This window comes from Serratia sp. OS31, from assembly GCF_014164835.1.
GTDB lineage: Bacteria > Pseudomonadota > Gammaproteobacteria > Enterobacterales > Enterobacteriaceae > Serratia > Serratia liquefaciens_A.
In genome coordinates this window covers 116,870-131,328 of the sequence record NZ_JACJFQ010000003.1, presented here as the reverse complement: position 1 = coordinate 131,328, position 14,459 = coordinate 116,870, and the positions used below count along the sequence as shown (strand labels likewise).

Below are 14,459 nucleotides of genomic sequence, written 5' to 3'. Positions count from 1 at the left end.
ATCGAACTATATCGGGTAAAATTTTACCCCTGTAACCTAAACCCTGTCGGCATGGAGCCAATGGCGGGGTATGTGAAACAACCCCATTCGGCGGGATGCTAAATGGACGTTAAACTATAGAACCCTGAAGATTAAACATGACTGAATCTTTCGCTCAACTCTTTGAAGAATCCCTGAAAACAATCGAAACCCGTCCGGGTTCCATCGTTCGTGGCGTTGTAGTTGCTATCGACAAAGACGTAGTACTGGTTGACGCCGGTCTGAAATCTGAGTCTGCCATCCCGGCTGAGCAATTCAAAAACGCACAGGGCGAGCTGGAAATCCAGGTAGGCGACGAAGTTGATGTTGCGCTGGACGCTGTTGAAGATGGCTTCGGTGAAACTCTGCTGTCCCGTGAGAAAGCTAAGCGTCACGAAGCTTGGATCACGCTGGAAAAAGCTTACGAAGAAGCTGAAACTGTCGTCGGTGTTATCAACGGCAAAGTTAAGGGTGGCTTCACTGTAGAGCTGAACGGTATTCGTGCGTTCCTGCCAGGTTCCCTGGTTGACGTGCGTCCAGTACGTGACACTCTGCACCTGGAAGGCAAAGAGCTTGAGTTCAAAGTCATCAAGCTGGACCAGAAACGCAACAACGTTGTAGTTTCTCGCCGTGCGGTTATCGAATCAGAGAACAGCGCAGAACGTGATCAACTGCTGGAAAACCTGCAGGAAGGCATGGAAGTTAAAGGTATCGTTAAGAACCTCACTGACTACGGTGCATTCGTTGATCTGGGCGGCGTAGACGGCCTGCTGCACATCACTGATATGGCTTGGAAACGCGTTAAGCATCCGAGCGAAATCGTCAACGTTGGCGACGAAATCACTGTTAAAGTGCTGAAGTTCGACCGCGAGCGTACTCGTGTTTCCCTGGGCCTGAAGCAACTGGGCGAAGATCCATGGGTCGCTATCGCGAAACGTTACCCAGAAGGCACCAAGCTGACTGGTCGTGTTACCAACCTGACTGATTACGGCTGCTTCGTAGAAATCGAAGAAGGCGTTGAAGGTCTGGTACACGTTTCTGAAATGGATTGGACCAACAAAAACATCCATCCGTCCAAAGTTGTTAACGTGGGCGATGTAGTGGAAGTTATGGTTCTGGACATCGATGAAGAGCGTCGTCGTATCTCCCTGGGTCTGAAGCAGTGCAAAAACAACCCATGGCAGCAGTTTGCAGAAACCCACAACAAGGGCGACCGCGTTGAAGGTAAAATCAAGTCTATCACTGACTTCGGTATCTTCATCGGCCTGGACGGCGGCATCGACGGCCTGGTTCACCTGTCTGACATCTCCTGGAACGTTGCAGGCGAAGAAGCAGTTCGTGAATACAAGAAAGGCGACGAAATCGCAGCGGTTGTTCTGCAAGTTGACGCAGAGCGCGAGCGTATCTCCCTGGGCGTGAAGCAACTGGCTGAAGACCCGTTCAATAACTACCTGTCTATGAACAAGAAAGGTACTATTGTTACTGGTAAAGTCACTGCAGTTGACGCCAAAGGTGCTACAGTTGAATTAGCAGGCGGCGTAGAAGGTTACCTGCGTGCATCTGAAGCCTCTCGCGACCGCATTGAAGATGCAACTCTGGTTCTGAATGTGGGTGACGACGTTGAAGCTAAATTCACCGGCGTTGACCGTAAGAACCGCGTAGTAAGCCTGTCCGTACGTGCTAAGGACGAAGCTGACGAGAAAGACGCAATCGCTACTGTTAACAGCAACAAACAGGAAGAGAGCAACTTCTCTAACGCTATGGCTGAAGCTTTCAAAGCGGCTAAAGGCGAGTAATGACGGGGGGCGGTTTTTTAACCGCCCCGATACGGTAGTTTAGCTGCAAAGCTTGGAGGAACTATGACCAAGTCTGAACTTATTGAAAGACTTGCTGGCCAGCAATCTCATGTACCGGCGAAAGCCGTTGAGGATGCAGTGAAAGAGATGCTAGAACATATGGCTGCTACGTTAGCCGATGGTGAACGCATTGAGATCCGCGGATTCGGCAGTTTTTCTCTTCACTACCGTGCTCCGCGTGTGGGTCGCAACCCGAAAACTGGTGATAAAGTTGAGTTGGACGGCAAGTACGTTCCTCACTTCAAACCAGGTAAAGAGCTGCGTGACCGCGCCAATATCTATGGTTAGTCACTGACTTCCATAGAGTTGTTGCTTGTACTGAAATATAAAACGGCGCCCCCAGGGCGCCGTTTTTTTTGGCCTGAACGCTGAGATTGACAGGTTGTTTCTGCGCTTTCCTGCTTGCTTCATCGCAACATGTTGCCCCTGAAGGTAACGGTCGTCGTTATTATGCGGCGCCCCTCGCACGTCGTTTGATTATGGCTGGTGGAACCTGGCCTCGATGTGAACAATCCCGTGATACTGGCGGCTTGAACAGCTGCTCCGGACCGGGAGAAAGCCTATCAAGACCTCGCTGGATTTGGTGATAATCGCGACTATCTGCGGCACACTGCCCCTGCTTTTTATGCCGCACCTGCCTGACGCACGAATAGTGCTATGCGTCATTCTGCCCATTTGTTGTTACCTGTGGCGCAGGGGCACCCTATGTCGGTTTATGGCATGGGGGGCTTTGGGTTTTCTGTGGGCGGTATTCACTGCCGGAAACCTGGTCGATCAAATCAACCGCCTGAGCCAGGGGCCTGTAGTGCATGCCGTGGTCCAGGTTAGCAGCATTGCGCTTGCGGCTACGCCACGCAAGCAGACGGTAATGCATATAGAACAGATTAATGGCAGGTGGTTGGTGCCATCTATTGCCTTTTCCACACTGTGGCAACCCAAGGAGCAACCTTTGTGCGCCGGGCAGCGCTGGCAGATGCAATTACGCTTGCGGCCGATACACGGCAATTTAAATGAAGGGGGTTTTGACAGCCAACGTTGGGCGATGTCGCAGCGTCAACCGCTGACGGCGCAGGTAAAGAGCGCCACACTCCTGGATCCCGCCTGTAGCTGGCGACAGCGTATTATCCGCCATGCCGAAAACAATATTGGCACGGTTCGTTATCAGGCCGTTTTACTGGCTTTGGCCTTTGGTGAAAGGGGAGCGCTGGAGCCTTCACTGCGCTCACTGATGTTAAAAACCGGTATTGCTCACCTTATGGCCATTTCAGGGTTGCACGTGGCGATGGTGGCCATTTTGATCTGGGCTTTGCTGCGGGCAATGCAGTTTTGTTTACCTGCCCATCGAATTGGTTACCGTTTCCCTCTGATTGTCAGTTGGCTCGGGGCGTTAGGTTATATCTGGTTGGCGGGCGCGCACCCACCCGCGGTAAGAACAGGCCTGGCACTGACGCTCTGGATGCTGTTGCGCATACGGGGTATTCATTGTTCCTCATGGCAAGTCTGGCTGTGGTGTATCGGCTTGATACTGATCTGCGATCCGCTGGCGGTGTTGTCCGACAGCTTTTGGCTCTCGGCAACGGCGGTGTTATGCCTGATATTTTGGTTTGAATGGGTCCCTCTCAGCCCCCGGTTCCGCGTAGGGTGGTATTGGGCACCGCTACGTTGGTTGCATATTCAGTTCGGCATCACGTTGTTGCTGGTGCCGATGCAAGCAGGCTTGTTTCTTGGTCTCAGCATGACCTCAATACCGGCCAATCTTTGGGCCGTACCCTTGGTTTCCCTGGTGACGGTTCCGCTGATCCTTCTCGCCGTGGTACTGGGGATTTTCCCTCCGTTGAGTACCGGGTTGTGGTGGGCAGCGGACCTCACGCTAACTTGGGTTTTCACCCCATTATATTACCTGCAGGAGGGGTGGCTTGACCTTGGCGAGACATCGCTGGTTGTCAGCATTGTGGGCTGGTTGATGGTGATTTTCTGGCGTTTTCACTGGTGGCTGCGTTATGTCTCGGTACTGGTAACGCTGGCGATGTGCTGCGTGCTGTGGCGGGAGAAAGCTCCGTCATACCGTTGGCGCGTAGATATGCTCGATATTGGTCATGGCTTGGCCATGGTGGTTGAAAAGAATGGCCGCGCGATATTGTACGATACTGGACCCCGTTGGGGGACGGGCAGTGCGGCCACGCGTAACATTGTCCCCTTTCTTAACTGGCGTGGGCTGCCGGTGGATCAAATCATCATCAGCCACGATCATTTGGACCATATTGGTGGTCTTGAGGATATGCAGCAGGCATTCCCGCTGGCGACAGTGAGGAGTCCGCGGCTTGGCGCTGGCCACTTACCCTGTGTCGCGGGGGAAAGCTGGCAATGGCAATCGCTGCAGTTCCAGGTGCTGTGGCCACCGAAGGCAGTAAAAACAGCGGGAAATGACGACTCGTGCGTCATCCGTATCGATGATGGCAAATACAGCCTGTTGCTGACCGGTGATGCAGAGAAAAGGTCGGAAGCACAGCTGGTGCGGCATCAGCGAGATTTGTTGGGCGCTACGATATTACAGGTTCCCCATCATGGCAGTAAAACCTCATCTACTCCGCCATTTTTGCGTGCCGTAGCGCCAAAGGCGGCAATTGCTTCAGCTTCGCGTTACAATAAATGGCGATTACCGGCGGTTAAAGTCGTCGCCAGATATCGGGAAAATGGCATCATATGGCGCGATACATCGCGCTCCGGTCAGTTATCCGTTCTTTTTTTCGACAACGATTGGCAAATTAAAGGCTTTCGTGAACAAATAATGCCCCGTTGGTACCATCAGCGGTTTGGCGTAGAGGGTGATAATGAGTAAAATGGGCCGCTATTTCTTCCGATGCTGGTATTTGCATGATGAATGATAAAGATCTCTCCACCTGGCAGACTTTCCGTCGCCTCTGGCCGATGATCACACCTTTTAAGACCGGGCTAATCGTGGCCGCCATTGCGTTGGTAATGAACGCAGCCAGCGACGCCTTTATGCTGTCTTTGCTTAAACCTTTATTGGATGACGGTTTTGGGAAAACGGAAAGCAGTATCCTGCTGTGGATGCCATTGGCCGTTATTGGTCTGATGGTGGTTCGCGGGGCGACGGGCTTCGTTTCCAGCTATTGTATTTCATGGGTCTCCGGCATGGTGGTGATGCACATGCGTCGTCGTCTGTTTGGCCACATGATGAGAATGCCGGTGTCTTTCTTTGACCAGCAATCCACCGGTACATTACTGTCTCGCATCACTTATGATTCCGAGCAGGTCGCTTCATCCTCGTCCAGCGCGCTGGTGACCGTGGTGCGTGAAGGGGCGTCGATCATCGCGCTGTTCACCATGATGTTCTATTACAGCTGGCAGCTTTCGGTGATCCTGATCGTACTGGCCCCGATTGTCTCTATTGCGATCCGCATAGTTTCCAAGCGCTTCCGTAATATCAGTAAAAATATGCAGAACACCATGGGACAGGTGACTACCAGCGCCGAGCAGATGCTGAAGGGCCACAAGGAAGTTCTGATTTTTGGCGGCCAGCAGGTTGAAACCGATCGCTTCAATTCGGTCAGCAACCGCATGCGTCAACAGGGCATGAAGCTGGTGTCTGCTTCATCCATTTCTGACCCTATCATTCAGTTGATCGCTTCGTTGGCGTTGGCCTTTGTGCTGTATGCCGCCAGCTTCCCAAGCGTGATGGCTACCCTGACTGCCGGTACCATCACCGTAGTGTTCTCTTCGATGATCGCCCTGATGCGCCCGTTGAAGTCCCTGACTAACGTCAACGCTCAGTTCCAACGTGGGATGGCCGCGTGCCAGACCCTGTTCTCGATTCTGGACATGGAGCAGGAAAAAGACACCGGTACCCGCGAAGTGACTCGCGCGAAAGGCGACATCGAATTCCGCAATGTCACTTTCTACTACCCAGGCAAAGAAACGCCAGCGCTGCGCGATATCAATCTGAGCATTTCAGAAGGTAAAACAGTGGCGTTGGTGGGCCGTTCCGGATCGGGCAAATCAACCATCGCCAATCTGCTGACCCGTTTTTATGACGTTCAGGAAGGCGAGATCCTGATGGATGGTCACGATCTGCGCGAATATACGCTTGCGTCGTTGCGCGATCAGGTAGCCCTGGTTTCGCAAAATGTGCATTTGTTCAATGACACTATCGCCAATAACATCGCTTACGCGCGTGAAGAACGCTATACCCGCGAAGAGATAGAGAAGGCCGCGCGCATGGCCTACGCCATGGATTTCATTGAGAAAATGGAAAATGGCCTGGATACGGTGATAGGGGAGAATGGCGTAATGCTGTCCGGTGGTCAGCGCCAGCGTATCGCCATCGCCCGTGCCTTGTTGCGCGATTGTCCTATTCTGATCCTCGATGAAGCCACCTCAGCACTGGACACTGAATCAGAGCGTGCTATTCAAGCCGCGTTGGATGAATTGCAGAAAAACCGTACATCATTAGTGATTGCGCACCGTCTGTCGACGATTGAGAAAGCCGATGAAATCCTGGTGGTTGAGGATGGCCGTATCGTTGAACGTGGTGAGCATACTGTCTTGATCGAAAAGCAAGGGGCCTACGCCCAACTGCATCGCATGCAGTTTGGTCAATAATGATTGAGCGCATTTGGTCAGGCAGCTCGCTGATTTATCTGCTGCTGTTACCGCTGTCCTGGCTGTATGGCCTGGTCAGCGGCCTGATTCGGCTCAGCTACCGTTGCGGCCTGCGTAAAAGCTGGCGCGCGCCGGTACCGGTAGTGGTGGTGGGAAATCTCACCGCCGGTGGCAATGGCAAAACCCCGATGGTGATCTGGCTGGTGGAGCAGTTGCAGCAGCGTGGCTACCGGGTCGGTGTCGTTTCTCGCGGTTATGGTGGTAAAGCAGAGGCTTATCCTCTGTTGCTCAATGCGAGTACCACCACCCAACAGGCAGGGGATGAACCGGTCCTGATTTATCAACGTACCGCCGCGCCAGTCGCCATCTCACCGAACCGTGCCGAAGCGGTTCAGGCGCTGCTTAAGCAGCACCGACTTGATGTCGTGATTACCGATGACGGTTTGCAGCATTACGCCTTGCAACGCGATTTTGAATTGGTCGTGATCGACGGCGTACGCCGCTTCGGGAACGGTTGGTGGTTGCCTGCTGGCCCGATGCGAGAACGCGTTTCGCGTTTGAACAGCGTTGATGCATTGATTACCAACGGTGGCGTGGCCCAACCGGGTGAAATTGCCATGCGGTTGCAGGCACGCGAAGCGGTGAACGTTGCCAGTGGCGAACGCCGGCCCGTGGTTGAATTGCCGCATGTGGTGGCGATGGCCGGTATTGGCCATCCGCCGCGCTTCTTCGCCACGTTGGAAAAACTGGGTGTGGACGTTGAAAGAGAAGTGGCGTTTGCCGATCATCAGGAATACCAACATGACCCGCTGGCGGCGCTGGTAACCCCAAGGCAAACGCTGTTGATGACTGAAAAAGATGCGGTCAAATGCCGGGCTTTTGCCCAGCCCAACTGGTGGTATTTACCGGTTGATGCGGTACTTCCCCCCGAGCAGGCCGAGCAACTGCTGCAAGACATCGAAGTCTTGCTGAAGCAATAATTCAAACCGCCAGCGCGTGCAGCCCCAAAGCTTGCGCGCAGGCGTCTATCGAGCGTTGCTGTGTTTGCTGATACAGCGATAGTTCATCGATCACCTCTGATCCCAAAGCCAGTTCAAATGCTGTTTTGCTTGATGTCGCGTTGTATTGCGCATGGCTGGTATCGCCGAGATTCGACTGGAAAATACCGGCGGCGCTGACCGGCAAGAAATCTTCATACACCAATGGCTGGAAGCGGATATATTCCTTGGCGATCAACTGTTCCAGCGTGCTGTGCTGATCCAATGAGTCTTTGGCTGCCAGCCCGCACTCGGTCGGAAAATAGCGGAACCAGGCCAATTTCTGCTCACGCAGGGTGGCATAATCATCCGGAAACGCCTGAAAATTTTGCGCCAGCAGTTGATTGTAGCGGTCTGCGTTTTTCTCGTTGGGTGGTGCCTGCAGTGCATCGTTGGTCGCCTGCAGCAGACGATCGTAGAGTGCGCGGCCTTTCGTCGTCAGCGCAACGCCGCGCTGTTCTATTTCGCCGAAGCGGGCAGTATGGTGCCCGTGAACGGCGCTGCCGTCATGCTCAACGAAATCGACGTTTTCCTCCAGCGCTTTAAAGCTGGTTTGGCGCAGCAGGATAGGGCGACGACGCGGCGGTGGCCCTTCAATCACCGCTTTGGGGGTAATGCCCCGGCCAGGCATGGCCTGTTGAACCAGGTCGATATTAAGGGTGCGCGGCGTCAGATGGTTGATGTGCGGGCCTTTGAACGCGACCACGTCAGCAATCAAACGGTGCTGGTCGTGTAACTGCTTATATTCGGCTGCGCTGACCGTCGCCCGGCTGTGCCAACGGAAGGTTTCCAGCGCTTGCTCGACAAATTCATCCGCTTGACTCTCGTCCAGCCCCCCCTGGGCTTCTTGCAACACGATCAGTTCCAGCGCTCGTTCGGTAAAGATCTTGCGGCGCGCCAGCAGCTGTTGTGCCAGCTGGCGCAGTTCAGGGTTATCAATCAGCTCTAACCGCAATAGTGAGGTGAAGACCCGAAAGGGGCTGATTTGCAACGCGTCTTCATGCACCGCACGAAACGCGGTGGAGTGGACCGGAACGCCTGCTACTGCCAGATCATAATAACCGACCGGCGACATACCCATAACGTTAAACAACCGCCGCAGGGTCGCCAATTCTTGCGCAGTGCCCACCCGGATAGCCCCGTGGCGCTCCATGGCCAGCCGTTCGATTTCGCCGGTAATTTGTAGTTGATGAGCCAATGCGGCATCTTCGCGCAGAACCTGTCGGTTGGTTTCCGCCACCAGTTCGAGCAAATCACCGTACAGAGGGACCTCTTTTTGGTACATCTCTGACATGGCGTGGGAGAATCTGGCGCGGATTTCATTCGGTGAGATGAACTGCTGGGCGGTCATGCGCATAGCTCCTTGATTCAGTATAATCTGAAAAATATTGTTTTTGACGGCAAAAGTGCTGACCGAAAGGCCATCCGCCTTGTTTTCACCTCAAGTTTAGCCATGTCGATTGGGTTTTGTTATAGCTTGGGCAAGCATATTAGATTTTTATGCGTTAGCTCTCATTTGAACCGAGAATAGCGAGAGAACTGGCCGTCCAGAAGGCAACAATGCCAAGAGTTTTACATAAAAAAAGATAAATTAATTCACGCATAATCATAGACATAAAAACAAAATCTCAGGAAAGATAAAAATAAGGAAATAAACCCCTTGTGCAAAAGACAGATTTATGAGTAAATGCAATCCGGCCTGTGATTCAGACCTATTTATGTTCGAGTATAGAGTTAAGCAGTTCCTCCAAAAACGTTATCATCTGATTCCGCTTCAAAGACGAACCTTCTAAGTACCTCCCATAAGTAATGTTTCTAAAAACGGCCTAAATTGCCTTATGGCAGGTTTTGTATATATATTTAAAAGGTAAATGTGTAATGTCTAAGAAGACTGGTCAGGTGAAGTGGTTCAACGAAAGCAAAGGTTTTGGTTTTATTGAACAGAACGACGGTGGAAAAGATGTATTCGTACATTTCTCTGCAATCGCGACCGACGGTTTCAAAACTCTGGCTGAAGGCCAGCGTGTTGAGTATACCATCCAGGACAGCCCGCGCGGGCCGGCTGCCGCCAACGTTGTTGCTCTGTAAGTAAACAGGGAATAACGTAAACGATCTTAATACAACCATGATGATGCGTTAATGCTGATTCATTGCGGAAGATATTAAGTTCAACAAGCCCGCCATAGTGCGGGTTTTTTATTTTTTGCTCACGAGAGGTTTGTTACGAAAAACTTTAGGATGGGCTGGTAGCGTCCAACAATAATAAAAATGACGTTGTTAAGGATGCTCAAGTAAAAGGATATAAGTTATGTTTAAAAATACTGTGTTACAAATGGGCCGTGTGAAATGGTTTGATCAAGCAGCAGGCTATGGTTTTATTTCACCGGTAGACGGTAGCGACGAAATTTATGTAAGCCGTCGTTCTATCGCCAATACTAAAAATAAATCATTGAACGAAGGTCAGAACGTTGAGTTCTCGATCTATCGCAGCTCCCACGGGCTGTCAGCGGCAGACGTTATCGCGTTCTGACCCACCCCTTCCTCGCCAGTGCCGGTGCCGCCACCCCAAGCACTGGCGAAGATAAATTCCCCGATATCCACTATTATCAAGCGATTGTTCAATCACTTCGGATATCAGGATGAACACCCCGGTTATTTCTCTTACTGCCGCCCGTGCGCTCCACCTTGCCGCACAGGGGCTGTTAACCCCGATAAAACGTAAAGCCAAGCCCGACGATGTGGTTGCCGCCATTCAGCGTATGGGTCTCCTGCAAATCGATACCATCAGCGTTGTCGCGCGCAGCCCTTATCTGGTGCTGTTCAGCCGCTTGGGCGATTATCAGCCCGAATGGCTGGAACAGGCACTGGCTGGCCGCCGGCTGTTTGAGTACTGGGCACATGAAGCCTGCTTTTTACCCATCGAAGATTTTGGCCTGCTGCGTCATCGCATGCTGCAGCCTCAGGGCATGGGCTGGAAGTATTCCGAAGAGTGGATGCAGGAACACCGCACGGCAATCGACGCATTGCTGCAACATATAGAAGCCTGCGGGCCGGTACGTTCGGCTGATTTTAGCGCCGAGAAGAAGGGGAACAGCGGTTGGTGGGATTGGAAACCGGAAAAGCGGCATCTTGAGATCCTGTTTACCGCCGGCAAACTTATGGTGGCCGAGCGACGCAATTTCCACCGCGTTTATGATCTAACGGAAAGGCTAATGCCCCATTGGGATGATAGCAGGCACGTGTTGGCGGCCGATCATGCGCGGCATGAGATGCTGACGCGCACCTGTCGCTTCCTTGGGATATTCAAGGCTGAATGGCTGGCCGATTACTACCGACTGAAGCGAGTGGCTCCGAAGGCACTCCTGGCCGGGTTACAGCAGCAGGGGGAAGTGCTGCCGGTGTTGATCGACGGATTGGACGGGGAGTTTTACGTACACCATTCGCTGGCCGAAGAACTGCACCTGGCGGAGCAAGGTAAGCTGAAATCAAGCGTAACCACTTTGCTTTCTCCTTTCGACCCGGTGGTTTGGGATCGTCGCCGTGCGCTGGAGTTGTTCGATTTTGATTATCGTCTGGAATGCTACACGCCGAGAGAAAAGCGACAGTATGGGTATTTCACGCTGCCTGTACTGCACCGGGGTGAACTGATTGGTCGCATTGATGCAAAAATGCATCGCCGGCAGGGGATCTTTGAAATCATCAGTTTTCATCCGCAAACCAAAGTTCGCTTTGGTACACAGCGCACGCAGGATATTCGGCAAGCCATCACCCGCAGTGCAAAATGGCACGGCGCGAACCAGGTCATTCTGGGGGATGTTCCGGCAGCGCTGGCTACCCTATGGGGCGAGGGTTGGGATGTGGAATAACGAACGGCGTTGTTGGCGTGGGTAAAACGAATTCCAGCGCCGCTCGTTACAAGGGGGGCCTCAGTTGCTGAAGTTGGCAAACAGGGCGATGATCTTGTGAATACGCTTGATCATGTTAAATGTCTTTTTGTGATCTGAATCACAAAATTCTACGCCTGCGCCGCAGCCAGTTCAATCCCTGCAGCGGATTAAAACGCGATGGCAAGGCAGCCGGTGATTAACCTGACGCATAGCGTTATGCTATCCTCACCCACTTTCCTTACGTAAGATCTCCATCCTGGAGGATGCATGGACCACCGTTTACTCGAAATCGTTGCCTGTCCGGTCTGCAACGGTAAGCTCTATTTCAATAAAGAAAATCAGGAACTGGTGTGCAAAGTGGATGGCCTGGCCTACCCGCTGCGTGATGGCATCCCGGTTCTGCTGGAAAATGAGGCACGGGCGCTGTCATTGGATGAGAAACACGCATGAGTTTCATCGCTATTATTCCAGCTCGTTATGCTTCTACCCGTTTGCCTGGCAAACCGCTGGCCGATATTCACGGTAAGCCGATGGTGGTGCACGTCATGGAACGTGCGCGCGAGTCCGGCGCCAGCCGCGTCATTGTAGCGACCGACCATCCTGCGGTGGCTGAGGCGGTTAAAGCGGCTGGCGGTGAGGTTTGCATGACGCGGGCCGATCATAATTCCGGTACTGAGCGTTTGGCTGAGGTGATTGAGCATTATGGCTTTAATGATGACGAAATCATCGTTAACGTCCAGGGTGATGAACCTCTTATTCCTCCGGTCATTGTGCGGCAGGTGGCTGAAAACCTGGCGGGAAGCCAGGCCGGCATGGCTACTCTGGCGGTGCCGATTGACAGCGCGGAAGAAGCTTTCAACCCCAATGCGGTCAAGGTGGTGATGGATGCGCAGGGCTATGCGCTCTACTTCTCACGCGCCACCATTCCGTGGGATCGTGAACGTTTCGCGCAATCCAAAGAGAGCATCGGCGACAGCCTGTTGCGGCATATCGGTATTTACGCCTATCGCGCCGGCTTTGTACGCCGTTATGTCACCTGGGCGCCAAGCCAGCTGGAACAAATTGAGCTGCTGGAGCAGTTGCGGGTGCTGTGGTACGGCGAAAAAATCCACGTGGCGGTTGCCAAGGCAATGCCGAGCGTGGGGGTTGATACGCCGGAAGACTTGCAGCGTGTCCGTGACAGCATGAAAAGCTGATCATTGAACGCCGGTGCGCCACACGGCGCGCCGGCGGCATTATTATTTCCCTTCTTATATCCCCATTTTGTTGATCTGCGTTGAAGAATTTATCCGCTTAGCGTTCGATGATAGTTGCGTCTCTTCCTATCTCTTGAGGCTATTTCTTTATGGAGCAGTTACGCGCTGAACTGAGTATTGTGCTGGGTGAGTCTATCAGCCGACTGGAACGCGTCAGCGAGCAGCCTTATGCGCACATGTATTCACTGTACGACCAACAGGGGCATGCTATTCCGCTGATGGCGAAAAGCTTTGTCTGCCAGGGGATTGCCCAGCAGGAGGCTTATAAGTTGTCGATGCTGGCGCGCGAAGGCGATATTCGTTTGCCGACGGTGTATGGCGTGGTCTATACCCAGCAGTCACCCTATAAAGAGATCTTGCTGATAGAGCGTTTGCGGGGCGTATCCGCAGAAGCGCCGACGCGCACGCCGGATCGCTGGAATTCGTTGATGGAGCAGGTGGTCGACGGCGTGTTGGCCTGGCACCGTATCGACAGTCACGGTTGCGTCGGCACGGTCGACAGCACTCAGGAAAACGACTGGTTCTGTTGGTATCAACAGCGGGTTGAGGTGCTGTGGTCGACGATCGGCAACCTCAATTCGACGCTGTTGACGATGGCCGATCGTCGCTTGCTGTATCGCACACGTGAAGCATTGACCCATTTCTTTGTCGGATTCGACGATCCCTGCGTGCTGGTGCACGGCAACTTGTCGTTACGCAGCATGTTAAAAGATCCCAAAAGCGATCAATTACTGGCGATGTTGAACCCTGGAATGATGCTGTGGGCGCCGCGGGAATATGAGCTTTTCAGGCTGTGTGAAGCGGGCATGCCCAGTCAGCTGCTGTTTTATTATTTGCAACGTGCGCCGGTAGCGGAATCTTTCCTAGTGCGGCGCTGGTTGTATGTGGTGTGGGAGGCGGTGGGGCGGTTGATTCATACCGGCAAGCTGGATCGGCAACCGTTTGATTATGCATCCAAACAGCTGCTGCCCTGGCTTGCCGGTTAACGCTATTCAGTCGACAGAAACGTCATCGGCACCTTTCAGCCATTGCCACAGGCTGCCGAGCGTTTCATACCAGGCGCGTTCGCTGTGGCCAAGGAACATCGCCGACGGCACCACGCGATCCCAGATATTCAGGCGTGAACTGATGGCCAACTGATTGGCTGGCGCCGGGATGGGGTGCAGCCCTTTGGCTTCAAAAAAGCGCATCGCCCTTGGTAAATGGTTAGCCGAGGTCACCAGAATAAAGGGCTGCTGCCCAACCAGTTTCGACACCTGCAACGCCTCTTGCTCGGTATCCATCGGGCGATCCAGCAGCACCATGTCGCTGCCTGGCACTCCCAGGCTTTCCGCTACCTTCGCCGCCGTCGCCGCGTTACTCAGAGTATTCGGGCCTCCGGCGCCGGTGAACACCATTTTCGCCCCGGGATGCGTGAGATACAGGCGTACGCCTTCCGTGACGCGCGGCAGGCTGTTGCCGATCAGATTGGAACTGGGGGCCCAATCGGGATTAAAGGTATAACCGCCCCCCAGCACCACGATATACTTTACCGGGTCAGTGCCGCGATAGGTGACATACTCCGATTCGATTGGGCGCAGCAGCCTGTCGGCCACCGGCTGCAGGCTGAAAAGCAGTAAAAACAGCCAGCTCAACGTCAAAATGACCCTGCCGCTTTTTTGCCAACGGGTGAACCACAGCAACAACAGCGCCAGTCCCATTAACAGCAGCAGCGCAGGTAACGGCATTAAAATGGCGCCAATGAACTTTTTCAGGTTAAACAGCATCAAAAATCAGGTCCTT

The 14,459-nt window shown here is 53.2% G+C and carries 13 protein-coding genes; 11 read left to right on the top strand and 2 right to left on the bottom strand.

Features of this window, described 5'->3' with window-relative positions; genetic code table 11:
- Positions 1 to 137: 137 nt before the first annotated feature.
- From rpsA to lpxK, 5 genes are all read left to right on the top strand, one after another.
- Positions 138 to 1,814 carry a 30S ribosomal protein S1 gene (rpsA, locus tag H5P17_RS04475; protein WP_182821503.1) on the top strand — a complete coding sequence of 559 codons (1,677 nt, stop codon included), beginning with the start codon at positions 138 to 140 and terminating at the stop codon, positions 1,812 to 1,814.
- Between the two features lie 63 nt (positions 1,815 to 1,877).
- Complete coding sequence (gene ihfB / locus H5P17_RS04470) at positions 1,878 to 2,162, top strand: integration host factor subunit beta (RefSeq protein ID WP_004942652.1); 285 nt, start codon at positions 1,878 to 1,880, stop codon at positions 2,160 to 2,162.
- A gap of 250 nt (positions 2,163 to 2,412) precedes the next feature.
- The gene (locus H5P17_RS04465) at positions 2,413 to 4,713 is read left to right on the top strand and encodes a ComEC family protein (RefSeq protein WP_370570026.1); all 2,301 of its coding nucleotides are present in this window, start codon (positions 2,413 to 2,415) and stop codon (positions 4,711 to 4,713) included.
- 35 nt (positions 4,714 to 4,748) lie between these two features.
- Complete coding sequence (msbA, locus tag H5P17_RS04460; RefSeq protein ID WP_182821501.1) at positions 4,749 to 6,497, top strand: lipid A ABC transporter ATP-binding protein/permease MsbA; 1,749 nt, start codon at positions 4,749 to 4,751, stop codon at positions 6,495 to 6,497.
- Positions 6,497 to 7,477 (top strand): tetraacyldisaccharide 4'-kinase, encoded by a 981-nt coding sequence (lpxK, locus tag H5P17_RS04455; RefSeq protein WP_182821500.1) that lies wholly within the window; start codon positions 6,497 to 6,499, stop codon positions 7,475 to 7,477. The genes msbA and lpxK overlap by 1 nt, the downstream gene beginning before the upstream one ends.
- A 1-nt stretch (position 7,478) precedes the next feature.
- Here lpxK and H5P17_RS04450 read toward each other — a convergent pair whose 3' ends face one another.
- Positions 7,479 to 8,885 (bottom strand): VOC family protein, encoded by a 1,407-nt coding sequence (locus H5P17_RS04450; protein ID WP_182821498.1) that lies wholly within the window; start codon positions 8,883 to 8,885, stop codon positions 7,479 to 7,481.
- A gap of 527 nt (positions 8,886 to 9,412) precedes the next feature.
- Here H5P17_RS04450 and H5P17_RS04445 point away from each other — a divergent pair.
- The 6 genes from H5P17_RS04445 to H5P17_RS04420 all read left to right on the top strand — a co-directional run bounded on the left by H5P17_RS04445 (position 9,413) and on the right by H5P17_RS04420 (position 13,663).
- Positions 9,413 to 9,622 carry a cold-shock protein gene (locus tag H5P17_RS04445; protein WP_020826136.1) on the top strand — a complete coding sequence of 70 codons (210 nt, stop codon included), beginning with the start codon at positions 9,413 to 9,415 and terminating at the stop codon, positions 9,620 to 9,622.
- A 220-nt stretch (positions 9,623 to 9,842) separates the two neighbouring features.
- A complete protein-coding gene (locus H5P17_RS04440) occupies positions 9,843 to 10,064 on the top strand; it encodes a cold-shock protein (RefSeq protein WP_006320799.1) in 222 nt (73 codons plus the stop codon).
- A 109-nt stretch (positions 10,065 to 10,173) separates the two neighbouring features.
- A complete protein-coding gene (locus tag H5P17_RS04435) occupies positions 10,174 to 11,400 on the top strand; it encodes a winged helix-turn-helix domain-containing protein (protein ID WP_182821496.1) in 1,227 nt (408 codons plus the stop codon).
- Positions 11,401 to 11,688: 288 nt separating this feature from the next.
- Positions 11,689 to 11,871, top strand: coding sequence for a Trm112 family protein (locus H5P17_RS04430; RefSeq protein WP_006320791.1), 183 nt, complete (start codon positions 11,689 to 11,691; stop codon positions 11,869 to 11,871).
- Entirely contained in the window at positions 11,868 to 12,617 is a 750-nt protein-coding gene (gene kdsB / locus H5P17_RS04425) for a 3-deoxy-manno-octulosonate cytidylyltransferase (protein ID WP_020826139.1), read from the top strand. The genes H5P17_RS04430 and kdsB overlap by 4 nt, the downstream gene beginning before the upstream one ends.
- Before the next feature lie 149 nt (positions 12,618 to 12,766).
- Positions 12,767 to 13,663, top strand: coding sequence for a YcbJ family phosphotransferase (locus tag H5P17_RS04420; RefSeq protein WP_182821495.1), 897 nt, complete (start codon positions 12,767 to 12,769; stop codon positions 13,661 to 13,663).
- 6 nt (positions 13,664 to 13,669) lie between these two features.
- On the opposite strand, the gene elyC is transcribed toward H5P17_RS04420, so the two are convergent.
- Complete coding sequence (elyC, locus tag H5P17_RS04415; RefSeq protein WP_044549551.1) at positions 13,670 to 14,443, bottom strand: envelope biogenesis factor ElyC; 774 nt, start codon at positions 14,441 to 14,443, stop codon at positions 13,670 to 13,672.
- Positions 14,444 to 14,459 lie beyond the last annotated feature (16 nt).

Bases quoted from the DNA above. Each gene is read 5' to 3' on its own strand.
- rpsA (WP_182821503.1), top strand. From the start codon at position 138: ATGACTGAATCTTTCGCTCAACTCTTTGAAGAATCCCTGAAAACAATC.
- ihfB (WP_004942652.1), top strand. From the start codon at position 1,878: ATGACCAAGTCTGAACTTATTGAAAGACTTGCTGGCCAGCAATCTCAT.
- msbA (WP_182821501.1), top strand. From the start codon at position 4,749: ATGATGAATGATAAAGATCTCTCCACCTGGCAGACTTTCCGTCGCCTC.
- lpxK (WP_182821500.1), top strand. From the start codon at position 6,497: ATGATTGAGCGCATTTGGTCAGGCAGCTCGCTGATTTATCTGCTGCTG.
- H5P17_RS04450 (WP_182821498.1), bottom strand. From the start codon at position 8,885: ATGACCGCCCAGCAGTTCATCTCACCGAATGAAATCCGCGCCAGATTC.
- H5P17_RS04445 (WP_020826136.1), top strand. From the start codon at position 9,413: ATGTCTAAGAAGACTGGTCAGGTGAAGTGGTTCAACGAAAGCAAAGGT.
- H5P17_RS04440 (WP_006320799.1), top strand. From the start codon at position 9,843: ATGTTTAAAAATACTGTGTTACAAATGGGCCGTGTGAAATGGTTTGAT.
- H5P17_RS04435 (WP_182821496.1), top strand. From the start codon at position 10,174: ATGAACACCCCGGTTATTTCTCTTACTGCCGCCCGTGCGCTCCACCTT.
- H5P17_RS04430 (WP_006320791.1), top strand. From the start codon at position 11,689: ATGGACCACCGTTTACTCGAAATCGTTGCCTGTCCGGTCTGCAACGGT.
- kdsB (WP_020826139.1), top strand. From the start codon at position 11,868: ATGAGTTTCATCGCTATTATTCCAGCTCGTTATGCTTCTACCCGTTTG.
- H5P17_RS04420 (WP_182821495.1), top strand. From the start codon at position 12,767: ATGGAGCAGTTACGCGCTGAACTGAGTATTGTGCTGGGTGAGTCTATC.
- elyC (WP_044549551.1), bottom strand. From the start codon at position 14,443: ATGCTGTTTAACCTGAAAAAGTTCATTGGCGCCATTTTAATGCCGTTA.